At 65.7% G+C, this 23934-nt stretch carries 21 protein-coding genes; 6 read left to right on the top strand and 15 right to left on the bottom strand.

The annotated features are described in order from the left end of the window. Nucleotides 1-98 precede the first annotated feature (98 nt). From AB4118_RS27525 to AB4118_RS27515, 3 genes are read right to left on the bottom strand one after another with little or no spacing between them, the layout of a single operon-like run. Nucleotides 99-3323 (bottom strand): efflux RND transporter permease subunit, encoded by a 3225-nt coding sequence (locus AB4118_RS27525; RefSeq protein ID WP_441492731.1) that lies wholly within the window; start codon nucleotides 3321-3323, stop codon nucleotides 99-101. 13 nt (nucleotides 3324-3336) lie between these two features. Next, nucleotides 3337-4536 (bottom strand): efflux RND transporter periplasmic adaptor subunit, encoded by a 1200-nt coding sequence (locus AB4118_RS27520; protein WP_441492730.1) that lies wholly within the window; start codon nucleotides 4534-4536, stop codon nucleotides 3337-3339. A gap of 20 nt (nucleotides 4537-4556) precedes the next feature. Next, a complete protein-coding gene (locus AB4118_RS27515) occupies nucleotides 4557-5198 on the bottom strand; it encodes a TetR/AcrR family transcriptional regulator (RefSeq protein ID WP_441492729.1) in 642 nt (213 codons plus the stop codon). 237 nt (nucleotides 5199-5435) lie between these two features. Between AB4118_RS27515 and AB4118_RS27510 the strand changes: the two genes are divergently transcribed. Further along, on the top strand, nucleotides 5436-6239 hold the full coding sequence (locus AB4118_RS27510) for a glutamine amidotransferase (RefSeq protein ID WP_441492728.1): 804 nt from the start codon (nucleotides 5436-5438) through the stop codon (nucleotides 6237-6239). After that, nucleotides 6236-7477: an NAD(P)/FAD-dependent oxidoreductase gene (locus AB4118_RS27505; RefSeq protein WP_441492727.1), complete on the top strand. Its 1242-nt coding sequence runs from the start codon at nucleotides 6236-6238 to the stop codon at nucleotides 7475-7477. The genes AB4118_RS27510 and AB4118_RS27505 overlap by 4 nt, the downstream gene beginning before the upstream one ends. A gap of 159 nt (nucleotides 7478-7636) precedes the next feature. Here AB4118_RS27505 and AB4118_RS27500 read toward each other — a convergent pair whose 3' ends face one another. From AB4118_RS27500 to AB4118_RS27475, 6 genes are all read right to left on the bottom strand, one after another. Continuing rightward, a complete protein-coding gene (locus AB4118_RS27500) occupies nucleotides 7637-8422 on the bottom strand; it encodes a succinate dehydrogenase iron-sulfur subunit (RefSeq protein WP_069878688.1) in 786 nt (261 codons plus the stop codon). A 14-nt stretch (nucleotides 8423-8436) separates the two neighbouring features. Further along, nucleotides 8437-10269: a succinate dehydrogenase flavoprotein subunit gene (gene sdhA / locus AB4118_RS27495; RefSeq protein ID WP_043242101.1), complete on the bottom strand. Its 1833-nt coding sequence runs from the start codon at nucleotides 10267-10269 to the stop codon at nucleotides 8437-8439. A gap of 5 nt (nucleotides 10270-10274) precedes the next feature. After that, nucleotides 10275-10667 carry a succinate dehydrogenase, hydrophobic membrane anchor protein gene (gene sdhD / locus AB4118_RS27490; protein ID WP_069878686.1) on the bottom strand — a complete coding sequence of 131 codons (393 nt, stop codon included), beginning with the start codon at nucleotides 10665-10667 and terminating at the stop codon, nucleotides 10275-10277. Nucleotides 10668-10678: 11 nt separating this feature from the next. Continuing rightward, nucleotides 10679-11074 (bottom strand): succinate dehydrogenase, cytochrome b556 subunit, encoded by a 396-nt coding sequence (gene sdhC, locus AB4118_RS27485; RefSeq protein ID WP_441492726.1) that lies wholly within the window; start codon nucleotides 11072-11074, stop codon nucleotides 10679-10681. 156 nt (nucleotides 11075-11230) lie between these two features. Next, entirely contained in the window at nucleotides 11231-12304 is a 1074-nt protein-coding gene (locus AB4118_RS27480) for a MaoC family dehydratase (RefSeq protein ID WP_441492725.1), read from the bottom strand. A gap of 180 nt (nucleotides 12305-12484) precedes the next feature. Further along, the gene (locus tag AB4118_RS27475; protein ID WP_441492724.1) at nucleotides 12485-14197 is read right to left on the bottom strand and encodes a serine/threonine dehydratase; all 1713 of its coding nucleotides are present in this window, start codon (nucleotides 14195-14197) and stop codon (nucleotides 12485-12487) included. Nucleotides 14198-14297: 100 nt separating this feature from the next. On the opposite strand from AB4118_RS27475, the gene AB4118_RS27470 reads away from it, so the two are divergent. After that, the gene (locus tag AB4118_RS27470; RefSeq protein ID WP_441492723.1) at nucleotides 14298-15173 is read left to right on the top strand and encodes an HpcH/HpaI aldolase/citrate lyase family protein; all 876 of its coding nucleotides are present in this window, start codon (nucleotides 14298-14300) and stop codon (nucleotides 15171-15173) included. A gap of 108 nt (nucleotides 15174-15281) precedes the next feature. Here AB4118_RS27470 and ppa read toward each other — a convergent pair whose 3' ends face one another. Beyond that, nucleotides 15282-15818 carry an inorganic diphosphatase gene (gene ppa, locus AB4118_RS27465; protein WP_441492722.1) on the bottom strand — a complete coding sequence of 179 codons (537 nt, stop codon included), beginning with the start codon at nucleotides 15816-15818 and terminating at the stop codon, nucleotides 15282-15284. 154 nt (nucleotides 15819-15972) lie between these two features. On the opposite strand from ppa, the gene AB4118_RS27460 reads away from it, so the two are divergent. Continuing rightward, on the top strand, nucleotides 15973-16695 hold the full coding sequence (locus AB4118_RS27460; protein ID WP_441492721.1) for a fused DSP-PTPase phosphatase/NAD kinase-like protein: 723 nt from the start codon (nucleotides 15973-15975) through the stop codon (nucleotides 16693-16695). Nucleotides 16696-16701: 6 nt separating this feature from the next. Here the strand turns inward: AB4118_RS27460 and AB4118_RS27455 are convergent, their stop codons facing one another. Next, nucleotides 16702-18144, bottom strand: coding sequence for a polysaccharide biosynthesis protein (locus AB4118_RS27455; RefSeq protein ID WP_441492720.1), 1443 nt, complete (start codon nucleotides 18142-18144; stop codon nucleotides 16702-16704). Between the two features lie 220 nt (nucleotides 18145-18364). Between AB4118_RS27455 and AB4118_RS27450 the strand changes: the two genes are divergently transcribed. Continuing rightward, on the top strand, nucleotides 18365-19372 hold the full coding sequence (locus AB4118_RS27450; protein WP_441492719.1) for an ornithine cyclodeaminase family protein: 1008 nt from the start codon (nucleotides 18365-18367) through the stop codon (nucleotides 19370-19372). Continuing rightward, nucleotides 19372-20193, top strand: coding sequence for a phosphate/phosphite/phosphonate ABC transporter substrate-binding protein (locus AB4118_RS27445; protein ID WP_441492718.1), 822 nt, complete (start codon nucleotides 19372-19374; stop codon nucleotides 20191-20193). Before AB4118_RS27450 ends, AB4118_RS27445 begins: the two co-directional genes overlap by 1 nt. Here the strand turns inward: AB4118_RS27445 and AB4118_RS27440 are convergent. Genes AB4118_RS27440 through AB4118_RS27425 form a run of 4 tightly spaced genes read right to left on the bottom strand, consistent with a single transcriptional unit; the run spans nucleotide 20190 to nucleotide 23927 of the window. Next, nucleotides 20190-21146, bottom strand: coding sequence for an ABC transporter ATP-binding protein (locus AB4118_RS27440; protein ID WP_441492717.1), 957 nt, complete (start codon nucleotides 21144-21146; stop codon nucleotides 20190-20192). The two genes, AB4118_RS27445 and AB4118_RS27440, sit on opposite strands and share 4 nt — an antisense overlap. Then, on the bottom strand, nucleotides 21146-21778 hold the full coding sequence (locus AB4118_RS27435; RefSeq protein WP_441492716.1) for an ABC transporter permease: 633 nt from the start codon (nucleotides 21776-21778) through the stop codon (nucleotides 21146-21148). Before AB4118_RS27435 ends, AB4118_RS27440 begins: the two co-directional genes overlap by 1 nt. After that, the gene (locus tag AB4118_RS27430) at nucleotides 21778-22407 is read right to left on the bottom strand and encodes an ABC transporter permease (protein WP_441492715.1); all 630 of its coding nucleotides are present in this window, start codon (nucleotides 22405-22407) and stop codon (nucleotides 21778-21780) included. The genes AB4118_RS27435 and AB4118_RS27430 overlap by 1 nt, the downstream gene beginning before the upstream one ends. After that, nucleotides 22404-23927, bottom strand: coding sequence for an HAL/PAL/TAL family ammonia-lyase (locus tag AB4118_RS27425; RefSeq protein WP_441492714.1), 1524 nt, complete (start codon nucleotides 23925-23927; stop codon nucleotides 22404-22406). The genes AB4118_RS27430 and AB4118_RS27425 overlap by 4 nt, the downstream gene beginning before the upstream one ends. Nucleotides 23928-23934: the final 7 nt, after the last annotated feature.

Raw genomic sequence — 23934 nt, 5'->3', positions numbered from 1 at the left:
CCCCAGCCGCGGAGCACAGCAGGGTTCTGCGGCCCGATCTCGAAACTATAGACGCAAAGCCGCTTCCGCTCGGCTCCGTCCTGCCCTGCCCGTCGACCCTACTCCGCCGCAAGCCGCGGCGGCGGCAGCTTTCCACTCATCGCCTTGGCGCTGGCTTCGCCGGGCGATTCCTCATCCCCCATGGGCTCCCAGGCCGATTCATCCTCCGGCTTGCTGAAGAAGCGGCCGAAGAGCCAGCTGAAACCACGGCCGATATCGTCCATCACCGTGTAGAAGGACGGCACGAAGACGAGGCTGAGCACGGTCGAGACGATCAGACCGCCGATCACCGCGATCGCCATCGGCGCGCGGAACTCGCCGCCATCGCCGACGCCATAGGCGGAGGGCAACATGCCCGCCGCCATCGCGATCGTCGTCATCACGATCGGCCGGGCCCGCTTGCGCCCGGCTTCGAGCAGTGAGGTGATCCGGTCCTTGCCGCGGGCGACCTCCTCCACCGCGAAATCGACCAGCATGATCGCGTTCTTGGTGACGATGCCCATCAGCATCAGCAGGCCGATATAGACCGGCATCGAGACCGGGTTATTGGTCGCGAGCAGCGCAATCACCACGCCGCCGAAGGAGAGCGGCAGCGAGAGCAGGATGGTCACCGGCTGGGCGACCGAGCCGAACAGCAGGATCAGCAGCGCGAAGACCAGCATCAGGCCAGTCGTCATCGCCGTGATGAAGCCCTGCACGACCTCGCCCTGGATCTCGGCGTCACCGGTGGCGGCAATCCTGACGCCCGCCGGCAGTCCGACCTCTTTGACTATCTCGTTGAAGGTATCCTGCGCGGTGCCGAGTTCGAAACCACGTTTCAGGTCGGCGCCGATCGCAGCCCGTCGGACGCGGTCATAGCGGTCGATCGAGCTCGGCCCCTCGCCGAAGCCGATATCGGCCACCGCCGTCAGCGGAATCGAGACGCCGCTCGTATTGGTGACACGCAGGGCGGCAATATTACGGATGTCGGCACGCGCTGCCTCATCGAGCTGGACACGGATCGGCACCAGCCGGTCGCCGGCATTGAACTTGGCAAGATTGGCACCCGCATCGCCGATCGTCGCGATGCGCACCGCTTCCGAGATTGCCTCCGGCGTGACGCCGAGCGTTGCTGCCTGCTCGAGTTTCGGGGTGACGCGCAGCTCCGGCCGGCTGAGTGAGCCAGCGGTCGCGACATTGAGGTAGCCGTCGACCTGGCGCATGCGCGCCTCGATCCGGGCAACCGCCTCGTCGAGCGCATCGCCGTCCTTGGAGAGAATCGAGAACGCCATCTCGCGCTCGCCGCGCTCGTTGACATACCAGGCCCGGGCATCGGGGACGGTGGCGAGCTTCTCGGCGATGACGACCTTCAGGTCCTTTTGCTTGACCGCACGATCGCTCTTTGGCGTCAGCATGATCGTGACCGAGGCGCGCCGGACCTCGCGCTGTCCGGTCGGCGAGGCGCCACCGAGCACGAAGACATGCCTGACCTCGGGAATCGTCTTCAGCGCGTCGACGATCTGGTCGGTCGTGACGCGGGTTTCTTCCAGCGTTGCGCCCGGCGGCAACTCGACGCTGGCGACGACACGCGCAGTGTCCTCCTCCGGGAAGAAGCCCGTCGGCAGCAAGGCCGTCGCCTGGATCGAGGCGAACAGGAAGATGAAGCCGACCACCAGGGTCACATAGGCCATGTTGAATGGCAGCTTGCGCCAGCGCCCCGTCCCATCGAAACGCGGCAGCAACGGCAGGCGGATCCGCGCGAGAGTGAGCCGCAGCAAGCCGACATAGCCGCGCATGAACGGACCAGGCCTGTCATCCTCGTGCTTCACGGGTCGCATCAGATAGGCCGCCATCATCGGCGTGATCAGTCGCGCCACCAGCAGCGAGAACAGCACCGCGATGGCAACCGTCAGGCCGAACTGGCGGAAATACTGCCCGGCGATACCGCCCATGAAGGAGACCGGCGCGAAGATCGCGACGATGGTCAGGGTGATCGCGATGACCGCGAGCCCGATTTCATCGGCCGCCTCCATCGCCGCGCGATAGGGCGATTTGCCCATCTTCATATGGCGCACGATGTTCTCGATCTCGACGATCGCGTCGTCGACCAGGATGCCGGTGACGAGCGTGATTCCGAGCAGACTGACCAGATTGAGCGAGAAGCCCAGCATCTGCATCGCCCAGAAGGTGGGGATGGCCGAAAGCGGTAGTGCGATGGCGGTGATCAGCGTCGCGCGCCAGTTGCGCAGGAAGAGGAAGACGACGAGCACGGCCAGCGCCGCCCCCTCGAACAGCGTCTCCATCGCCGCCTGGTAGTTGCCATGGGTATAGGCGACGGCATCGTCGATCAGCTTCAGCTCGATCGACGGGTAGCGCTTGTTCAGCTCGTCGATGCGCGCTGCAACCACCTGCTTGACCGAGAGCTCGCTCGAACCCTTGGAGCGGAACACCGCGAAGGTGACGACGGGCTGCTTGTCCAGGCGACTGAAGGAACGCGGCTCGGAATTGGAATCCTCGACGCGGCCAAGCTCCTTCAGCCTCACCTCGCGGCCACCGGTGAGCGAGATCTTGGTCTCGGCAAGCTCTGCTACCGTACGTGCACCGGCGAGCGTGCGAATCGCCTGTTCCTGGCCGCCAACCTCGCCGCGCCCACCGGCGAGGTCGACATTGGTCGCCCGAATCTGCCGGTTGACTTCGCCAGCCGTTGTCCCGAGCGCCAGCAACCGGTCGGGATCGAGCGAAATCCTGATCTCGCGATCGACGCCACCGTAGCGATCGACACGGCCAACGCCCTTCAGCCCCTGCAATTCGCGCGCAACGACATCGTCGACATGCCAGGAGAGTTGCTCCAGCGTCATGCCGGGCGACGATGCGCCATAGCTCAGGACCGACTGGCCCTCGACATCGATGCGCTGGATCACCGGCTCGTCGATGGTGCGTGGCAAATCCGCCCTGACCTTGGCGATGGCGTCCTTGACGTCGTTGACCGCCCGGTCGGTGTTCACCTCCAGCCGGAACTCGATCAGGGTGAGCGACTGGCCGTCGGTCAGCGTCGACATCACATGCTTGACGCCCGTGATGTTGGCGACCGCATCCTCGATGCGCTTGCTGACCTGGCTTTCAAGCTCCGCCGGCGCTGCGCCGGCCTGGGTCACTGAGACCGAGACGAAAGGCACGTCGATATTCGGCATCCGCGTGACCGGCAGTGTCGAAAACGACATCACCCCAAGCACGCAGAGCACCACGAAGAGCAGGATGGCCGGGACCGGTTTGCGGATCGACCAGGCAGAGAAATTGATGTTCATTCCGCCGGCCCCGTCAATTCGTCGCGATCGGGGTAACCGCGTCGCCGTCGCGCACGAAAGTGCCCGCGCGCGCGACCACGGTCTCGCCTTCGGCGAGACCGGAGGTGATCTCGATCCGGCCGTTTCCGGTCAGTCCCAGCGTCACCTTCTTGGTGCTGACCTTGCCGTCCTTGACGCTCTGCACCAGCGCTCCATTGCGCGAATAGGTGATGGCGGAGAGCGGCAGGGTGATGCTCGTCTTGCGCCCGGTTTCGATCACCCCGCGAGCAAAGGAGCCAAGCGCGACCGGCGGATTATCCTTAAGGGCGATTCGCACGCGCCCGAGCCGAGACGCCTTGTCGACCTGCGGTGCAATCAACCTGATCTCACCGACGAGCGGCTTCTGGGCTCCCGCCGGCGTGACTGCGACCCTCTGGCCGAGCTTAAGCGAGCTAAGTTCGACCTCCGCGACATCCGCCTCGAGTTCGATCGCACCATCGGCGATGATGCGGAAGAGGGGTTCGGTAGCGGCCAGGGGCGCCATGGCGCCAAGCTTGGCGCGGCGCTGGCTGACGATTCCGGCTGCGGGAGCCTTGATCTCGGTACGCGCGAGCTTCACGGCGATATCGCGCTCCTGCGCCTTGGCCAGCGCAAGATCTGCTGTCGCGATGGCAAGCGCATGCTGCGCCGAGTTGACGCGGGCGACCGTCGTCCTCGCCGCCGCAGACCGGAGATCGAAGGTCTCGATGCTGGCATTGCCCGAATCGCGCAGGGCCTTGGTCCGCTCGAAAGCATTCTCGGCCTGAACACGATTGGCTTCCGCTTCGCTGACCTGGGCCCTGGCCTGGGCGATCGCTGCTTCGGCACGCGCGATCTGTGCCTCGTTTTGGGTGTGAAGGACGTCAAGCGTCGTCCGAGAGAGGCGTGCCAGCACCTGGCCCGCCGTCACGCGGTCCCCCTCTTCCGCAAGGATCTCGACGAGCGCGAAGCCATCGATCTCTGGCGAAACCAGAACCTCGTCGCGCGCGATCATCGAGCCGGAGACCACGACGCTCTGCACGATTTCCGCGGTCGTGGCCGGGGTAACCGTCACGGCCGGGCCATGGGCGGGAGCCGTTGCCTGCGCGGCCGCGCTGGCTGGCGTCTGGGCCGAGGCCGAGACAGACGGCAGCAGCGCCAGGGTCAGCAGGGACAGGGCAGCCAGGCGCGTCAGCGCGAGGGGAAGCGGCAACATGGTGATAACCTTCGAATCAGTCATGGCTGATTTGTGTGTGGGGATTGCAGGCGCATTGCCTGAGCCAATCCGCGCATCGCGGTGAACATCGTCTCGGCAGCAGCTTCGGTGTCGAAATTCGGATCCAAGGCGCGCCGGCAGAAGAAGCCGTCGGCAAGCATCGACATCGCCTGCAGGAAGCGGACCTCGTCGAGATCGGCCGGCAGCTCGCCGCCGTCCTTGGCCGCGGAGACCGCGACCGTCAGGCCTGTCATGACCATGCCGTCGATATCGGCGCACATCGCCGCCATTTCCGGATTGCGTGCGGCTTCCGCCCAGATCTGCAACGCGATGATGGCCTTTTCGCGCGGCTCATCGACGAGATGCCGCCGCGCAAGTGCCTCGAGCTGGTCAAGGAGGTTGCCGGCGCGCGGATCAAGCGCCGCGAAATCTGCGACGATCGAAGCCCGGTCCCGCTCGGCCATCCCAGCGATGATCACGTCCTTGGAGGCGAAGTAGCGGTAAAGATTGCCCGGGCTCATGCCGGCCTCGGCCGCAACGTCATTCATCGTTGCGGCATGGAAACCGGCGCGCGCGAAGACGCGCTCCGCCGCATCGAGGATGCGCGAATGGCGCTCCGTCAGAGCGCGCTCGGAAGAGGCGAAGGCAAAGGGTGGTGGCAAACGAGGAATCCGAAATGAGAATGAACGTTCATTCTCATGACCTATCGTGAACTTGAAGTCAAGAAGCGTGCGCTCCCGGCGGAATCAGGGCGCCGCCATGCAAAAAACACCTGCGCGCCATGCAACCCTGGCGCATGAATTGCTTGCTCGGTCCCGCATGGAACCGCATTGTCAGTTCATGGATGGATGGTGCGCCACTGGGCGCGACCTTGGCGCGTGAGCGATCCGAAGCCCGTGATGAACGATCAGCCCTTTCGTCTCAGCGCTGCCCGCAAGCTCCGCTCCCCCCTTCGCCCCAGCAGGAACAGGCCGGCACCGAAGCCTGTCCTGATCGTCCTGCACCAGGAACATTCGACCTCCGGCCGGGTCGGCCGCCTTCTGGCGGCGCGGGGGCACGCGCTCGATATCCGCAAGCCGCGCTTCGGCGATCCGCTCCCGGTGACCATGCGCGATCATGCCGGCGCCGTGATCTTCGGCGGCCCGATGAGCGCCAACGACCCCGATGATTTCGTCAAGGCCGAGATCGACTGGATCGGCACCTGCCTGAAGGAAGAGGCCCCCTTTCTCGGCATCTGCCTGGGCGCCCAGATGCTCACGCGACATCTGGGCGGCACCGTCTACACGCACCCGCAGGGCCGGGCCGAGATCGGCTATTACGATCTTGCGCTGACGGAAGCCGGGCATTCGCATGCGAGCGAGGCCGGCTTCGCCTGGCCCTCGACCGTGTACCAATGGCATCGCGAGGGCTTCGATTGCCCTAGCGGCGCCGAATGCCTCGCAACCGGGGGCGATTTCCCGGTCCAGGCCATTCGCTCGGGCCCCAAGGCCTATGGCATCCAGTTTCATCCCGAGGTGACCCCGGCGATGATGTGCCGCTGGTCGGTGCGCGCGCATGAGCGCACCCTGATGCCCGGGGCCCAGCTGCGCCATCAGCATCTCGAAGGCTGGTATCGCTATGATCCCGCCGTCAGGGCCTGGCTCGACGGCTTCCTCGACCACTGGCTGCACGTGCCGGTGGATGGAGAGACCTCCCTCGCATGACCCGTACCTCGCTTGTCCTCGGCGCCGGCATTGTCGGCGTCTCCTGTGCGCTCGCGCTGCAGAAACGCGGCTTCATGGTCACCCTGATCGACCGGCGCGAGCCCGGCAGCGAAACCTCCTACGGCAATGCCGGCGTGGTCAGCCCGACCTCCGTCGTCCCGCTCAACAATCCCTCGCTCTGGAAGAGCCTGCCGAACTATCTCGGCAACCAGCACGCTGCCGTGCGCTATCGCTGGGGCCACCTGCTGCGGAATCCCGGCTGGGTCCTGCGCTTCCTCGCCGAGACGCGCCCATCCCGTCTCGCGCCGCGCGTTGCCGCACTCCAGGGTCTGACGGCTCAGGCCCTGACCTTGCACAAGGCGTGGATGGCAGAGGCTGGAATCAGCCATCGCCTGCGTGAAACCGGTACGCTGAAGCTCTGGCGCAGCGAGGCCGGTCAACAGGCTGCCCGCACCGAGCAGCAGTGGCTCGAGGATCATGGCTTTCGTGCCGACTATCTCGATCGGCAGGCCCTTTCGGCGGTCGAGCCCGATCTCAACCCGATCTTTTCGGCCGGCCTGTGGTTGCGGGACAACGGCTCGGTCGACTGGCCGCAGGCCGTGGTCGCAGCCTATGCGGCGCTCTTCGCCGCGCGCGGCGGCAAGATCGTCCGCGCCGCCGCCTCAGGGCTCTCCAGGACACCCCAGGGCTGGCGCGCTACGACCGATTCCGGCAGCTTCGATGCCGGAATCGCCGTGGTCGCGCTCGGCCCATGGAGCACCGACCTGCTGCACCCGCTCGGGCTGAGCGTCCCGCTCAATGTCGAGCGCGGTTATCACCGCCATTACAAGGCAGGCGACGGGCGCAGCCTTTCGCGCCCGTTCTACGACGTCGAATCCGCCTACTTCCTCGCGCCGATGGAAAAGGGCTATCGCCTGACCAGCGGTGTCGAGCTCGCAAACCGGGATGCGCCTTCGAATTTCGCGCAGATCGACGCCGTCCTGCCACGGGCGAAGGAAGCATTTGACCTGACCGAGGCGACCGAAGCCACGACCTGGCGCGGAGCCAGGCCGACCCTGCCCGATTCATTGCCGATGATCGGGGAAGCGCCGCGGAATCCCGGTCTCTGGCTCGCCTTCGGCAGCCAGCATATCGGCTTTGCGACGGGGCCCGTCACCGGCGAAATCCTGGCTGCGCTGATCTGCGGCGAGAAGCCGATCGCCGATCCGGCCCCATTCGCGCCGACGCGATATCTCTGATCCCGAGGATCCGGTCGCGCGCCCAGGCGAGCCCGATATCGCCAATCAGTCTCCGGCGCATCGGGCGAGAGCCGAAGCCTCTCCCCGAAATGCGCCCAGGACGCCTAAGCCGGCGCAGGCCGTCGCGTCAGACGACCGCACCGTCGAATGAGTGGCGCCTCAGACCTGCCGCGCCACCATCATCTTCTTGATCTCTGCGATCGCCTTGGCCGGGTTCAGGCCCTTCGGGCAGGCATTGGCGCAGTTCATGATCGTGTGGCAGCGATAGAGCCGGAAGGGGTCTTCCAGGTCGTCGAGGCGCTCGCCGGTGGCCTCATCGCGGGAGTCGATCAGCCAGCGATAGGCCTGAAGCAGCACGGCAGGACCGAGATAGCGGTCGCCATTCCACCAGTAGCTCGGGCAGGACGTCGAGCAGCAGGCGCAGAGGATACACTCATAAAGGCCGTCGAGCTTCTCGCGGTCCTCCTTGCCCTGCGCCCACTCCTTCTCCGGCGCCGGCGTCGTGGTCTTGAGCCAGGGCTCGACCGAAGCGTGCTGCGCATAGAAGCGTGTGAGGTCCGGCACCAGATCCTTGATCACCGGCATATGCGGCAGCGGATAGATCGCGACCTTGCCCTTCGAGCCGCACTCATCGATGCCGGTGGTGCAGGCCAGCCCGTTCTTGCCGTCCATATTCATGGCGCAGGAGCCGCAGATGCCCTCGCGGCAGGAGCGCCGGAAGGTCAGCGTCGGGTCGATCTTGTTCTTGATCCAGATCAGCGCGTCGAGGACCATCGGTCCGCAATCCTCGCGGTCGACATAATAGGTGTCGGTGCGCGGATTCTCGCCGGTATCCGGGTTCCAGCGATAAACCTTGAACTCGGTCAGCTTCTTGGCGCCGGCCGGCTTCGGCCAGGCCTTGCCTTCGGTCAGTCGTGAGTTCGCGGGGAGATTGAATTCGGCCATCGGTCAGATCGTCCTCAATACACCCGCGCCTTGGGCTTGATGTACTCGATATCGTTCGAGAGCGTGTAGGTATGGACCGGGCGGTCGTCGAGCGTGACGGTCCGCTTCTCGTCGTCGATCCAGGACAGGGTGTGCTTCATCCAGTCCTTGTCGTCGCGTTCCGGATAGTCCTCGCGGGCATGGGCGCCGCGGCTTTCCGGTCGGTTCAGCGCCGAATCCATGGTGACGACGGCCTGCGTGATCAGGTTGTCGAACTCGAGCGTCTCGACTAGATCCGAGTTCCAGATCAGCGAACGGTCGGTGGTCGCGATGTCGGAGGCACCGGCCCAGACCTCGTGGATCAGCTTGTGGCCTTCCTGCAGCGTTTCGCCGGTGCGGTAGACGGCGCAGTTGTCCTGCATCGTCTTCTGCATACGGTTGCGCAGCTCCGCCGTCGGGGTGCCGCCCGAGGCATTGCGGAACTTGTCGAGGCGGGTCAGCGCGAGATCGGCGGAGGACTTCGGCAGCTCGGGCTGCTTTTCGCCCGGCGTCACGATTTCGGCGCAGCGCAAGCCGGCGGCACGTCCGAAGACGACCAGATCGATCAGCGAGTTCGAGCCGAGGCGGTTGGCGCCATGCACCGAGACGCAGGCCGCTTCGCCGATCGCCATCAGGCCAGGCACCACGGTATCGGGATTGCCGTCGACCTTGGTCAGCACCTCGCCATGATAGTTCGTCGGGATGCCGCCCATGTTGTAGTGCACCGTCGGCAGGACCGGGATCGGCTCGCGGGTGACATCGACGCCGGCGAAGATCTTGGCGCTCTCCGAGATGCCCGGCAGGCGCTCGTGCAGGATCTTCGGGTCGAGATGGTCGAGATGCAGGTAGATGTGGTCGCCGTTCTTGCCGACGCCGCGTCCGCCACGAATCTCCATGGTCATCGAACGCGAGACGACGTCGCGAGAAGCCAGATCCTTGGCGGAGGGAGCGTAACGCTCCATGAAGCGCTCGCCCTCGGAATTGGTGAGATAACCGCCCTCGCCGCGAGCCCCTTCGGTGATCAGGCAGCCGGCGCCATAGATGCCGGTCGGGTGAAACTGCACGAACTCCATGTCCTGCAGCGGCAGGCCGGCACGCAGTACCATGCCGCCGCCGTCGCCGGTGCAGGTATGGGCCGAGGTCGCCGAGAAATAGGCGCGGCCATAGCCGCCGGTCGCCATGATCGCCATCTTCGAGCGGAAGCGATGCAGCGTGCCGTCGTCGAGCTTGAGCGCGATCACGCCCCGGCAGACGCCATCCTCGTCCATGATCAGGTCGATGGCGAAGTACTCGATGAAGAACTCGGTATTGTAGCGCAGCGCCTGGCCATAGAGCGTGTGCAGCATGGCGTGGCCGGTGCGGTCGGCGGCAGCGCAGGTGCGCTGGGCCGGAGGACCGTTGCCGAAATCGGTGGTCATGCCGCCGAAGGGCCGCTGATAGATCTTGCCGTCCTCGGTGCGCGAGAAGGGCACGCCCCAATGCTCGAGCTCATAGACGGCCGCCGGCGCATTGCGCACCAGATACTCGATCGCATCCTGGTCGCCGAGCCAGTCCGACCCCTTGACGGTGTCGTACATGTGCCACTGCCAGGTGTCCTTGCCCATGTTGCCAAGCGAAGCGGCAACGCCGCCCTGCGCGGCGACGGTGTGCGAACGGGTCGGGAACACCTTGGAGATGCAGGCAGTCCTCAGGCCCGCTTGCGAGCAGCCGACCGTCGCGCGCAGTCCCGCGCCGCCGGCGCCGACAACCACGACGTCGAAGGTGTGATCGGTGATCGGATAGGCCTGGCCTGTATAGGCCGGGACCGATTGGGCTCTGGTGATCGCCATCGGGTTCAGCCTCCGAAAGAGAGTTTCAGGATCGCGAAGACGCAAGCTGCGCCGATCGCGATCGCAAAGAAGGTGTTGGCCATCACGGCGAGGATCTTCAGCCCTTCGTGGTGGACATAGTCCTCGATCACGACCTGCATGCCGAGACGCATATGGACGGCGCCCGACAGGGTGAAGAGCAGCATCAGGATCGCGACCAGCGGGTGCGACAGCGTCGCGACAGCAGCCGCATAGGGCTTGCCGAAGAGCGAGATCACAACGCCGAGGAAGATGATCGTCAGAAAGACGTTCGCCACGGCGGTGACGCGCTGCAGCCAGAAATGGCCGGTGCCGGACTTGGCCGAGCCGAGACCGCGAACGCGGCCGAGCGGGGTACGCATGGAAGAATTTGACGACATGACGAAACTCCTCAGCGCATCGCGTAGGCGACGATCCAGAGCAGGATCGTCAGGCCCGCCGAGACGAAGACGCTGTACTTCGCCATATTCATGCGCGTCTCGGGGTCGTAGCCGTACCCCATGTCCCAGACGAAATGGCGCAGGCCGCCGACCATGTGGTGCAGTAGCGCAAAGGAATAGCCGAACAGCACGAGGCGCCCCAGGAAGGAGCCTGCAATCGCCTGAGCCGTTTCATAGGCCCCCGGCCCCGAGGCGGCGGCCACGAGCCAGGCGGCGATGAGGACCGTGCCGGCATAGAGCGCCGAGCCGGTGACGCGATGCGCGATCGACATCGCCATGGTCCAGGACCAGCGGTAGATTTGCAGATGCGGCGAAAGCGGGCGCGCGATCGGTTTGGTTTCGGCCAAGATGAACTCTCCGACTCTGCGGCCCGCCGGGGGCCCGATCCATTTGGGAATGGTTCTAGAGTGATTGGCTCTCTATAGAAACCGTTCCCGCGCTGCAATGCGAGGCAGCGAATCGGTGGTTACATAAATCTCAATCTGTAACTTTATGCTTACCCGTCAGCGCGGCAACAGCACCCAATAATCGAGATCGAGGATGACACCACCGGCATATTGATCGCCCAGCTTCAAGGGGTACTCCCCGCAAGGCAGGTTCTTGGTCGCGACGAGACGCAGGCGCAGGGCGCCGACATCGCTGCGGCCCGGCAACTCAGCCTTCTCCAGCACCTCGCTCCAGGCATAGACCGTATCGCCCGCGAAAAGTGGCGCGACATGCCTGCCACCATTGATCGCCGCGATGTGAAGGCCGTTTCCGAGTCCGTTGTACGATAGGGCACGGGCCAGGCTGATGACATGGCCGCCATAGATCAATCTCTTGCCGAAACGCGTCTCGCGCGCGCCATAGGCGTCGAAATGCACCTTTGCGGTGTTTTGGTAGAGACGGGTCGCAAGCTGATGCTCGGCCTCCTCCACCGTCATGCCGTCGACATGGTCGATGCGTTCGCYGACCGCATAATGGCCCCAGCGAAACGCCGAGCCCGCGAGCGCATCGTCATAGGCGGTGAGATCGAGTGTCGGGCAGCCCTCGCCAAGCTCTTCGGGAGCGACGACCTTCGGAAGTTCGGGCACCTGCTCGGCATGCGCCGGGGCTCCCGGTTCGCGTTTGCGCACCAGCACCCAGCGCGCATAGCTCAGCACGATTTCGCCCAGTTGGTTCCGGCCGATCGAGCGGACATAGACGATGCCGGCATCGCCCGCCGAGGTCTGCTTCAGGCCGATCACCTCCGAGGTGGTCGACAAGGTGTCGCCCGGATAGACCGGCCTGAGGAAGCGCCCATCCGCATAGCCGAGATTGGCGACGGCATTCAGCGAGACGTCCGGCACCGTCTTGCCGAAGACGATGTGGAAGACCAGCAGATCGTCGACCGGCGCCGCGGGATATCCGACCGCGCGTGCAAAACTGTCCGAAGACTGGACCGCGAAGCGCGGCCCATAGAGCGCCGTATAGAGCGAGACGTCGCCGCTGGTCACGGTCCGTGGCGTGGCATGGACGATCGTCTCGCCCAGCCGGAAATCCTCGAAAAAGCGGCCAGGGCTGGTTTTGGAAGCGGGCAGCGTCGCAGTCTGGGACATCGGCGTCTCGCGTCTGGTCGGGCAGGCGGATTGTGCGCCGCCGTGAGAGCCTGCGTCCAGCCCCGTGCCGCTGCGACGATGGGGTAATGCGCACGCCCGGAATGGTCGGCCGAGCGACGACCATTCATCGAACGAGCCTCGCGGCCCTCCGTCGCGCCGCGACAGGAAGAGGCGCGCAGCCTAGGCTACAATCGCCTGCAGCTTGGCGAGATCGACATTCGCGCCGCAGACCAAAACGCCCAGGCGCTCGCCCGGAGCCGGCTTGTAGGCTCCCGAGATCAGCGCGCCGAAGGCGGCCGCGCCACCGGGCTCGACGGCCAGCCGGAAATCGCGCCAGAGCCGCGCCTGCGCCTCGGTGATGGCGGCATCCGGCACGAGCGCAACGTGATCGACCGTGTCCTTGCAGGCGTCATAGACCAGCTGGCCGACATTGCGGGCGCCGAGCGAATCCGCGGCCACCGAGGCGACATCGACCGCGACCGGTCCCTTGGCTTCGAGCGCCGCCTGCAAGGCACGCGAGCCCGCGGGTTCGACGCCGACCACCTTGACCTTCGATCCCGCGAACCAGGAGGCGATTCCCGAGATCAACCCGCCGCCACCGACTGCGACAAGCACCGTATCGAGATCGGGCTCCTGCAAATCCCACTCGCGCCCGAGCGTGCCCTGACCGGCGATGGTCTCGACCGCGGCGAAGGGATGGATCTTGAGCGCGCCGGTTTCCGCGACGAAGCGATCGCAGGCAGCCTGCGCATCGTCATATTGCGCGCCGCCGACCACGGCCTCCGCGCCGAAGCGCCGGATCGCCTCGATCTTGGCCGCGGGCGAAATCTCCGGCACGAAGATCGTCGCCTTCACGCCGCGTTCGCGCGCCGCATAGGCCACCGCCGCACCGTGGTTGCCCCCGGATGCAGCAGAAACCCCTGCAGCAGGCACCGGCAGGGACAGCAGGTTGTTGAAGGCGCCGCGCGTCTTGAAGGACCCCGCATGCTGCAGGCATTCGAGCTTGAGCGAGATGTCCCCCACGGATCCGAGCGCCCCCTTGTCCAAGCGCATGATCGGCGTCACGCGAGCATGGCCGGCGATGCGCGCGGCAGCCGCCTCGATCATGGAATGGGACACCGGACGGTCGGACATGGCGCGATCCTGATAGGCTGGGCGATCCGGCGCGAAGGTCCAGATCGCGATGGGAAGCCCGTGGCTATCGCGTCCCGGCGGATCGGGGAAGGGCTTTCCACGCCCGCCCCGGATGTGCCTGGCGACGATCAGCGCCGCGAACGCATCCAGCATATCGTCTGCAGCAGCTCCCCGCGGCGGCCGTGCGTGAACGCTCTCGACCGGCAAGCCTGCCGCGATCAGAAGTGCCCGTCGTTCGGCCATGCCCTCGGGGTTGATCGCCCCTCGGACCTTCTTCGGGCTCAGAAGAGGAGCGCCGCGCATCGTCCGAAAGGCAAGTTCGGGATGGGTTTCATAGACGTGCTCGCGCCACACCGGCTCCTGCCTCAACAAGCCGTCGATCTCCCGGATCTTTGGGAACAGAAAGAAGCCCTGCTTGGAGACCTTGCGCGGTGGCTCGGAGGTCGCGACGGCCACGCCGCAAGCCTCCAGATACTCTGCAGCCTGGACTGCCGAGCGCGAGGGAATGGAGAACACCGAGGATTGCCGCTCGCCGAGCAGGCTGCGCACCGGCTGCTCGGGGCCACGTCCGGAGCCGACAATCCGGTCCGGCAGGCCGATCGGCATATCGACCGCCACGAGATCGGGCGGCGCCGATCCCGCAAAGAGCTCGGAGAAATGCGAGATCACGCGCAACTGCGGACGCAGGGGCGTAGCGTCGCCCAGGATCGCAACGATCCAGCCCGCCTTGCAGCCGTCGACGCCGGCGATCCAGCCCATTCGCCCCCCTCTTCACCTTTCGATGAACTGTCGTTGCATTGCAGTCACGTCTAGTGTGCACTGCAGCGAAATTCGATCAGCCGTCGTTAAGGAGTATCCCATGACAGCGATCCGCCCACGCCGCAGCGTCCTGTATATGCCTGGTTCGAATGCCCGTGCGCTTGAAAAGGCTCGCGAGATTGCCGCCGATGCGCTGATCCTCGATCTGGAGGATGCCGTCGCCCCGGATTCCAAGGACATGGCGCGCGAGCAGGTCTGCGCCGCGGTGAAGGCCGGAGGCTATGGTCGGCGCGAACTGGTCATTCGGGTGAACGGCGTCGACACGCCCTGGTTCGAAGCGGATCTTGCCGCAGCGACCGAGGCCAGGCCCGACGCGATCCTGATCCCGAAAGTGTCGGCCCCCGAAACCTTGATCGAGATCGGCCACAAGCTGACCGGCCTTTGGGCCGATTCGGCCATCCGGATCTGGGCGATGATCGAAACGCCGCTCGCCGTCCTCGACGCGGCGCGGATTGCCTCGGCGGCGAAGGATCCCTCGACGCGGCTCGCCTGCTTCGTGATGGGCACGAACGATCTCGCCAAGGAAACCCGCGCTCGCTTCGTGCCCGGCCGTGCGCCGATGCTGCCTTGGCTGGTGACGGCCGTCCTCGCCGCCCGTGCCCATGGCATCGACATCGTCGACGGCGTCTACAACGATCTCAAGAACGAGGATGGCTTTGCGGCCGAATGCGCGCAGGGCCGCGATCTCGGCTTCGATGGCAAGACGCTGATCCATCCCTCACAGGTCGCTGCGGCCAACGCCGCCTTCGCGCCGGATGATCATGAGCTTGCCCGCGCCAAGGCGATCATCACCGCCTTCGAACAGCCGGAGAATGCCGACAAGGGCGCGATCCAGCTCGACGGCCGCATGGTCGAGCGGCTTCATGCCGAGATGGCCAGGCGCGTCGTGGCGCTGAGCGAGGCGATCGCGGCGTAACCTGCGCGATGCCCGGCCTTGCGCCGGAGGCCCGTCTCGATCTGGGTGATGGCATGAGATCATGGCCGGGACAGGCCCGGCCATGATGGCGAATACCGAGGTCTGGCCTCAGCCCTTGGCCTTCTTTGCCCGCTCCATCGCCTCGACGATGAGCTGCTTTGCCTTGGTGGCGTCACCCCAGCCGGTGAGCTTCACCCATTTGCCGGGCTCGAGATCCTTGTAGTGCTCGAAAAAATGCTGGATCTGGTCGAGCGTGATCTGCGGCAGGTCGGTGTAGTTGTGCACGTTCTCGTAGCGCTTGGTGAGCTTGGGCACCGGCACGGCGATGATCTTCTCGTCACCGCCGCCCTCGTCCTCCATCATCATCACGCCGATCGGGCGGACCGCGATGTAGGAGCCGGGAATCAGGGGGCGTGTATTGGCGACCAGGACATCGCAGGGGTCGCCATCCTCGGACAGCGTATGCGGGATGAAACCGTAGTTCCCGGGATAACGCATCGGGGTGTAGAGGAAGCGATCGACGAAGAGCGTGCCGGCTTCCTTGTCCATCTCGTACTTGATCGGCTCGCCACCAATGGCCACCTCGATGACCACATTGACTTCGTCGGGCGGATTCTTGCCGATGGAGATGGCATCTAGGCGCATGGGTCATACCTGTTGAGACAAAAAACTGGCGCGCCTTATGCGCGCTGTAGCGCAAAAGTCCAAGCCCGACCTTTAGGCGGACGGGGCATCAGGGTTTGCGCATGGCACTTCCCACTGATATCGGGCTGCAGATGATCAAGGATGGAACTTTGTGGTGTTGAACCTGCTGCGCCGCAACGATCAGCGTTATGCGCGGCGAATGGCCCGCATCGCGCGCTGGGACCGGCCGCTTACCGGCCGGGTCGACCGGCTGCGCGCCTGGGCCAACATGCTGCTGGTCGATCATGGCATCTTCCGCCTGGCCTATCTCAATGCCCACCGGGTCACGCCGCGCCTTTGGCGCGCCGCCCAGCCCGCGCCCACCGACGTCGCCTGGTTCGCCCGCCAGGGCGTCAAGACGATCGTCAACCTGCGCGGCGGTCGCGAGCACGGCGCCTGGCCGCTGCAGCGCGAAGCCTGCGAACGTCACGACATCGCACTGGTCGAATTCGTGCTGCGTTCGCGTGGTGCACCTGACCGCGAGACGATCCTCGGCTCCAAGGCCTTCTTCGAGGGCCTGAAGGAACCTGCGCTGGTGCATTGCAAATCGGGCGCGGACCGGGCTGGCTTTTTCTCGGCGCTCTATCTGCTGGTCCACGAGAACCGCCCGCTCGACGAAGCCATGAAACAGCTCTCGTTGCGCTACGGCCATTTCCGCTTCGCCAAGACCGGGATCCTCGACGCGTTCTTCGAAGCCTATGCCCGCGAGGGCGAGGCCAAGGGCATCGCCTTCCTCGACTGGGTCGAGCGCAGCTACGATCCCGAGGTGCTCGAGAGAGACTTCAAGACGGGCTTTCTGTCTTCGCTGATCGCCGACCGCCTGATCCGGCGCGAGTAGACCTGCTCAACGCGCCGCACGCGGCAGGGCAGGAGCGCCCCCCATCCGCGTCCAGGTAAACTGGATATGCGCCATCATGCGCGCGAACGAAACGCATCCGATCGCGGTGAGCAGCGCCACCGACAAAGTCCCGAACCACCACATAACCAACGCGGCACCGGCCAGCGAAACCGCATTCGTCATCATCTGCCGTCGCGGATACAGCGACAGTGAACCGATCTCGTGCAGCGGTCCGACCAGGGTACTGCAGCCATAGAACAGCGAGAGCAGCGCCATGGTCTCGCCGACCCCTTCCCATTGCGTGCCCTCGAGCACGTAGTCGGCTCCGAGTGCGGCGATGGCGACGCCGGCGAAGAGCACGACGACAATGGCAACCATGCCCATGGTGATCCGACGGGCCCAATGTTGCCGATCCGCTCCCTCGCGCTTGCGCAGATCATTCATCGCCAGCGGCGTGACCGCCGCGTTGAACAATTGCATCGGCATTTCCAGCAGGCGCATGGCAAGGGCGACATGCGCCGCCAGAAGGGCGTTGCCGGCGAAGGGCAGCGCCAGCAGCGGCGCCACCATGAAACCGAAGGACAGCAGCGCCGAGGGCAGCAGATAGGTCGGCGCCGTGCGCCAGCGTATCGCCGACTCCATCAGTTCCCGGTGCGACCAGCAGCGCAGCCTCACGAAGCCGATCAGCGCCTTGTGACGGCGCCAGACCAGGTAGATCGCAGCCATCGCGTGGCCGAAGGCATCGGCGGCGAACAGCGCAAGCGCCGTCGGGCCGAGCGGCCAGATCAGCAGGATCATCATGGCCGGCTGGACGATCGCCTGCACGACATTGCTGTTGCCGATCGTCGTGAAATCACCCTCGGCGGTCGCCTCGGCGGTCATCAGCCTGATGGCCGCACGGCTGGCCAACGAAATCAGGAAGAGCGCACCAAAGCCGCGCAGGACCCAGCCCGCGGACGCCGCGAACAGGATTGCCGCAGTCATCCCGGCAAGGAAAACCATTCCCGCAGCGAAGGCCAGTCGAAACGCCCTGCCGAGACGCACCCTGTCATTGCTCTGAAAGAACACGGCCTCGAAGCGCAGCAGAACTGCGATCGCGACGAAATTGGCCAGCGCCGAAAAGATCGCGAAATCCGCGAAAACCTTGGGTGGGCACAGGGCCGCTGCGAAGAGCAGGCCCCATACCGAAAGAATCCGCGCCTGGACGAAGCGCAGCGCCAGCATCAAGCCGTTGCGGAGACCGGTGCGCCTGACGGGAGAGCCATCGGCCGCGATCGGCTCGGCCGGAACGGGCGCCGACGCGGCCGCTGCAAAGCCGCCCCTGTCCAGTGCGAGTTGCGCAGCCATATCCACGTCCCCGGTCGGGATGTCGGGCAGGTCGTCTTCGCTCGACCGGGGGCCGTGGCGCTCGCCTGCCGGAGTTCGCTCGCGATCAACCCCTTCGATCACGTCGCTTCACTCCGCAGGCTGCACGCTGCGCCGGTATGGTTAACGCACGGTAAATTTGCAGGCACTTTCGCTGGTCGCGCCGGGGAGGGTTCTCGCTACCATGCGAGCTGTGGCGGAAAAGTGGCAAAACCCGTCATTTATCAGCGTTCTAACTGAGCTCCATTGTCATCTGAGGACGTCCCGGTCAGTGTTTCCCTCGCAGCTTGAGAGGCTTGATCCCATGACGCGCGCCCCCATCCATCTCGATTTCCTGAATGCGCTGGACGTCGAGGCACTAGGGTTGACCGACCCGGAGATCATCTCCGCAGTGGAGGCTGGGCTTGCGGCGCAAGGACGCGGCGAAACCGTGATCGAACCGCGCATGCACCTGATTCCAGGCGGCAGCAGTGGTCATTTCAACGTGCTGAGGGGCGCGTTTCGAGCGCCGATCAACCTGGCGGGCGTCAAGGTGATCGGGGACTTCGTCGACAACTACAAGGAGAACTTGCCCTCGGAGCTTGGCCTGCTCCTGTTGATGGACCCGTCCAATGGCGTGCCCAGGGCCATCATCGACGGGAGCCATCTCACCGATATGCGCACCGGCGCAGTCACAGCCATCGGCGCGAAATACCTTGCGCGCAAGGGTGCCAAGGTGCTGGGGCATATCGGAGCACGCGGCACGGCCTACTGGAACGTACGCCTGCTCGACTCGCTGTTCGACTTCGACGAGATCCGGGTGCATTCCCGCCGACAGGAAAGCCGCGAGGCTTTCGGAGCACGGCTCACTGCTGATCTCGGCAAGCCCGTCATCGTGACCGAAGACTGGCGCTCCTGCGTCGACGGCGCCGATATCGTTGTCGAAGCCTCGCGCCTCGATGCTCCCGAGCCGCTGCTGAGGACGGACTGGATCAAGCCGGGCGCTTTCGTCGTGCCCTACGGCACGATGAGTGCCGTCGAGCTTTCGCTGACCGATATCATGAGCAAGCTCGTCGTCGACGATTGGGGCCAGTGCCGATCGGGCCAGTTCGGCGCGCTACGTGCCCATGTCGAGGCCGGCAAGCTCTCGGAGGCGACCCTTCATGCCGAGATGGGCGAAATCGTCGCCGGGCTGAAGCCCGGCCGCGAGAGCGACGACGAAACCATCCTGTTCTGGCATCGCGGGCTCTCGCTCTCCGACATCGCGCTTGGCCATTTCATGCTGGAGAAGGCCGGGCGCATGGGGATTGGCCAGAGGCTGCGTTACGCCTGATGAACCCTGCCACACCGCACCTTGTCGCCAATGCGCGGATGTATGCCGTCAACCCGGCGGTTCATGCTGCCTGGACCGATCTCTTCGCCTGGATCTCAAGCCGGTCGGGGGTGCCGCTGACTGTCGTCGACCATGCCGCACCGGCTCCATTGGAGGACCTCTGGCGACGCGGCGATCTCGGCCTCGCCTTCATCTGCGGCTACCCCTTCGCAAGCGGTCGCTTTCCCGTGCAGCCGATCGCGGCTCCGATCCCGGCCGCAGCGCTTGCGGGCGGGCGGCCCTTCTATGCAACTCATCTCGTCACCCGCGCCGAAGGCCCGATCGCCACGCTCGCCGGGAGCTTCGGTCAGCGCCTTGGCTGGACGGTCGAGCACTCCCAGTCCGGGTTCAACGCCTTGCGCAGCCACCTGCTCCCCCATTGGAAGGCCGGGCCGTTGTATCGGCAAAGCATCGGCCCGCTTCTGACGCCGCGCCGGGTGATTGCCGCGTTGCTCAACGACGAAATCGATATTGGTCCGCTCGACTCGTATTTTCACGACCTGTTACTCGCGCATGAGCCTGAAACCGCTGCACGGCTGCGGACCATCGAGACGACGCTCCCAAGGCCGATGCCGCTCCTGGTCGCCTCGGACACGCTGGACGCGGCCCCGCTTGCAAACCTTCGCGATGCGCTGCTCGACGCAGCAGCCCAGCCTCAGGCGCAGGCTTTGCTGGCTCGCCTTAAGCTCTCCGGTTTCGCAGCCATAGAACGCAGCAGCTATGACGTGCTGCTCGAGGATGCACGCAGCGCGGAAGCCGCCGGATATGGTCGGCCGGGCTAGGGTTCGGCCGGGCGCCCGGCACTGCGCGCCCGGATCGCCGCAAGCGTGATACGCCCGAGCGGCCGGCTGTCGCCATCGACGATGGTCGCCCCGTCTCGCCCCTCGGTCAGAAGCGCGGAGAGCACGTTGCGCAGATTGGCCGATGCCGGAAGCCGCAGGTCGGAAACCTCTGGCGCTCCCTCTTCGACCGCATCTGCGGCGCTGACCAGAGAGAGGCGCCGTAGCGCGGCGTCAGCACCGACGAAATCGGCGACGAATGCGTCAGCCGGAGCCGCCAGCAGGCGGTCGGGTGTGTCATACTGCACTAGGCCGCCATCCTTCATGATGGCGACGACATCGCCCATGCGGATCGCTTCGTCGATGTCATGGGTGACGAAGATCACCGTCTTCTTCAGCCGGCGCAGGATCGCAACGAACTCCTCCTGGAGGCGTCCCCGCACCACGGGATCGACCGCACCGAACGGCTCGTCCATCAGCATGACCGGCGGGTCGGCAGCCAAGGCGCGCGCAACCCCGACACGCTGGCGCTGTCCGCCGGAGAGATGGCGCGGGTAGCGCGCCAGGAACTGCTCGGGCTCCAGCCCGACGAGTGCCAGCATCTCCTCCGAGCGCGACCTGATCTTCTCCGCCGGCCAGCCCAGCAGTTTGGGCACGGTCGCGACATTCTCGGCGATGGTCATGTGTGGGAACAGGCCGACCTGCTGAATGACATAGCCGATGCGGCGGCGAAGCAGCACCGGATCGGCCTGGGTGACATCCTCACCCCCAACGATGATCCGGCCGGAACTCGGTTCGATCAGCCGGTTCACCATCCGCATTGTCGTGGTCTTGCCGCAGCCGGATGGGCCGATCAGCACGCAGGTCCGGCCTTCGGGCACAGAAAGATCGAGGCTGTCGACCGCGGGACGCGCGATGCCTGGGAAGAGCTTGCTGACATTCTCGAGACGGATCATCAGGCCCCCATTCGCGCGGAACGCGTCATGGCGCGCTCGACGCTCGCAAAACCGATCTCGACCAGCAGCGCGAGCAAGGCGACCGCGACCGCTCCGGCAATCAGCTGCGGAAAATTGAAATTCGCCATGCCGGCAGTGATCAGTTCGCCGAGACCGCCGCCGCCGATGAAGGCCGCGAGCGTCGCCGCCGAGACGACCTGCACGGCGGCCGTGCGGATGCCCGCAAATATCACCGGCAGCGCCAGCGGGATCTCGATCCGCGTCATCACCTGCGCATCCGAAAGTCCCTGCCCGCGCGCCGCCTCGACGATGTCGCGGTCGACTTCGCTCAGGCCCGTATAGGTGTTGAGCAGCAGGGCCGGCAGGCCGTACAGCGTCAGCGCCACCACAGACGGCAGGAAGCCGGTGCCGAGCAGGGGCAGCATGATGACGAGCAAGGCCAGGCTCGGCACGGTGCGCAGGATGTTGACGATCGCGATCGCCGAATTGGCGAAGCTGCGATGACGCGTCAGCGCAAGTCCGAGCGGCAGTGCGATCAGCACCACGGCGAGAAGCGCCACGCCCGAAAGCCAGAGATGATTCTCGACCGCTGTCCAGAAGATGCGGGGATTGGCGGAGATCCAGCCAAGCATCAGGCGCCCTCCGCCTGGGCCGCCCGCAGGCCGAGCTCGAGCCGACGCAAGATCTCGTCGCAGGCGATGGCAAGCAGCGAGGTCATGATCGCGCCGACGACGACCTTCTCGCCGAAATCCTGGGTGATGCCCTGGAAGATGATGTCGCCAAGGCCGCCGGCATTGATGAAGGCGGCCACGGTCGCGACCGAGACCATGGTGACGACCGTGATGCGGATGCCGGCGATGATCACCGGCAACGCCAGCGGGAGCTCGATGGCGAAAAGCCGACGCCAGCGGCCATAGCCCATGCCGTCGGCGGCATCCAGAATCTCGGGCGCGATCTCGCGCAGGCCGGTTGCCGTGTTCCGGATGATGATCAGCAGGGCATACATCACGAGCGCAACGATCGCCGGGCCAAAGCCCAGCCCGAGGATGGGAATCAACAGCGCAAAGATCGCCAGTGCCGGCACCGTGTAGAGGGCGCCCGAAATCAACAGCACGACGAGGTAAAACGTCGGCCGCCGCGCCGAGATGATCCCGAGCGGCAGGCCGATGACGAGCGAGATCGCGAGCCCGATGCCAACGAGCTGGATATGCTCCCAGAGCGCGATCAGCAGGCGGTCGTAATTCTCAATGATCCAGGTCATGCCGGCAGGTCCGAAAACGCTGCGGCAAGCTCTCCCGCCGCCAGGCGTTCGGCCAGCGCCTCGAACTCGCGCCCCATCGGCCGGTCATCGTCGAGCCGGGCGACATGGGCGCGGACGAAGCCAAGTGCGAGAGTGGTGCCGACGCCGAGCCTGATGCCCTCGCGCTGCTCGGCGGCCTCGGCGGCCACGACGAGTTCGATCGCAGCAAGCCGCGCCAGGTGCTCGGCGATCATCGCCGTCTTTGCGACGATGCGCGGCGTCATCGGCGCGTAATCCTCGACACCATCGGCAACCGGCATGGTCATCGGGCCGAGCGGCAGGGCGAGATGGCGGATCTCCGCTTCCAGGGCTGCGGTCGTCTTCTGCGTGGTCGCAAACCCCGCATGCGTGCCGCCATGGCGTGTCAGGAAGCGCGGCAACCCGCTGGACGCAGGCGACATCAGCTTGGTGATACGGAACGCCGAGATCGTCGCGGCGTGGGCGACTGCCAGTCCGAGCCCCTCGAGCGCGAGTGCAAGAGCCGTCGTGTCGAAATTGACGGTCGAACGCAGGACATCCTCGGTGATCAGCACCGCCGGGCTGTCGCCGGCCCCGTTGAGCTCGACTTCGACGAGCGCCCGCGCCGTATCGAGCGCGGCGGATGCGGCTCCGTTCACGGGCGCCAGGCAGCGAAAGGACAGCGGGTCCTGCACGCGCCTGGCAGCGCCTTCATCAAGGAGATCGCTGCCGGCCAGGAGTTCGCGCAACTTCGCCGCGCCAGTGACATGGCTCGGCACCGGCCGAAGCGCGACCAGATTGCTGCCGATGGGCGAGAGATTGGCGCGGTAAGCCTCCAGCGAGAGTGCGCCTGCTGCCGTCAGCGCCTGCAGCGCCATGGTCATGGCGCGAAGCGCGAGCGCAGCCAGGCCCGCGCTCTCGGCATTGGCATTGAGCAGCGCGAGCCCGTCCTTCGGCCCCAGGGCCGGAAGCGCTATGCCGGCCAGGCGCATGGCCTCGGGGCCGGGGCGAATCCGCCCGTCGAACTCGGCCTCGCCTTCCCCTGTCAGCGGCAGAAAGAGCTGGGCCAGCGAGCTGAGGTCGGCCTCACCCAGCGAGCCGATGCGCCGGACGACAGGATGAACCCCGGAATTCAGCATCGCAGCGAGCGTCCCGACAAGGCCCGGCGAGATGCCCGACGCGCCCTGCGCAAGACCGGCAAGCCGCGCCAGCAGCACGGCCCGCACCTCGCCCCGTGACAGGCAATGCCCGACCCCGACGGCCCGCGCCCGAACGGCCCGCTGCTGGAAGGCAGCAATCTGATCCGCCGCCAGCCGCGTATCGACCGCAGCCCCGAGGCCCGTCGTCAAGCCGTAGACGGCCTCGCCGCGTTCGAGGCTGCGCTCGACCACCGCGCGAGCCCCGCTCAGCCGCTCATGCAACGCGGGAGCCAGCATGATCTGCGCAGCATCATGCGCGACGGCATGGACCTGTTCGATCGAAAGCGGCCCGGCACCGATGACGACGGCGGGGGCCGCTTGCACCAGCTCC

It is taken from the genome of Allobosea sp. 2RAB26 (assembly GCF_052115465.1).
Lineage (GTDB): Bacteria > Pseudomonadota > Alphaproteobacteria > Rhizobiales > Beijerinckiaceae > Allobosea.
The sequence above is the reverse complement of the archived record's forward strand: the minus strand, read 5'-3'. Positions and strand labels throughout refer to the sequence as shown.

What these genes read in the sequence shown, in the direction of transcription:
- AB4118_RS27440 (WP_441492717.1), bottom strand. Translation starts at nt 21,146, where the DNA reads ATGATCCGTCTCGAGAATGTCAGCAAGCTCTTCCCAGGCATCGCGCGT.
- AB4118_RS27430 (WP_441492715.1), bottom strand. Translation starts at nt 22,407, where the DNA reads ATGACCTGGATCATTGAGAATTACGACCGCCTGCTGATCGCGCTCTGG.
- ppa (WP_441492722.1), bottom strand. Translation starts at nt 15,818, where the DNA reads ATGCGCCTAGATGCCATCTCCATCGGCAAGAATCCGCCCGACGAAGTC.
- AB4118_RS27470 (WP_441492723.1), top strand. Translation starts at nt 14,298, where the DNA reads ATGACAGCGATCCGCCCACGCCGCAGCGTCCTGTATATGCCTGGTTCG.
- AB4118_RS27525 (WP_441492731.1), bottom strand. Translation starts at nt 3,323, where the DNA reads ATGAACATCAATTTCTCTGCCTGGTCGATCCGCAAACCGGTCCCGGCC.
- sdhA (WP_043242101.1), bottom strand. Translation starts at nt 10,269, where the DNA reads ATGGCGATCACCAGAGCCCAATCGGTCCCGGCCTATACAGGCCAGGCC.
- AB4118_RS27520 (WP_441492730.1), bottom strand. Translation starts at nt 4,536, where the DNA reads ATGTTGCCGCTTCCCCTCGCGCTGACGCGCCTGGCTGCCCTGTCCCTG.
- AB4118_RS27500 (WP_069878688.1), bottom strand. Translation starts at nt 8,422, where the DNA reads ATGGCCGAATTCAATCTCCCCGCGAACTCACGACTGACCGAAGGCAAG.
- AB4118_RS27475 (WP_441492724.1), bottom strand. Translation starts at nt 14,197, where the DNA reads ATGGGCTGGATCGCCGGCGTCGACGGCTGCAAGGCGGGCTGGATCGTT.
- sdhD (WP_069878686.1), bottom strand. Translation starts at nt 10,667, where the DNA reads ATGTCGTCAAATTCTTCCATGCGTACCCCGCTCGGCCGCGTTCGCGGT.
- AB4118_RS27510 (WP_441492728.1), top strand. Translation starts at nt 5,436, where the DNA reads ATGAACGATCAGCCCTTTCGTCTCAGCGCTGCCCGCAAGCTCCGCTCC.
- AB4118_RS27435 (WP_441492716.1), bottom strand. Translation starts at nt 21,778, where the DNA reads ATGCTTGGCTGGATCTCCGCCAATCCCCGCATCTTCTGGACAGCGGTC.
- AB4118_RS27445 (WP_441492718.1), top strand. Translation starts at nt 19,372, where the DNA reads ATGAACCCTGCCACACCGCACCTTGTCGCCAATGCGCGGATGTATGCC.
- AB4118_RS27505 (WP_441492727.1), top strand. Translation starts at nt 6,236, where the DNA reads ATGACCCGTACCTCGCTTGTCCTCGGCGCCGGCATTGTCGGCGTCTCC.
- AB4118_RS27450 (WP_441492719.1), top strand. Translation starts at nt 18,365, where the DNA reads ATGACGCGCGCCCCCATCCATCTCGATTTCCTGAATGCGCTGGACGTC.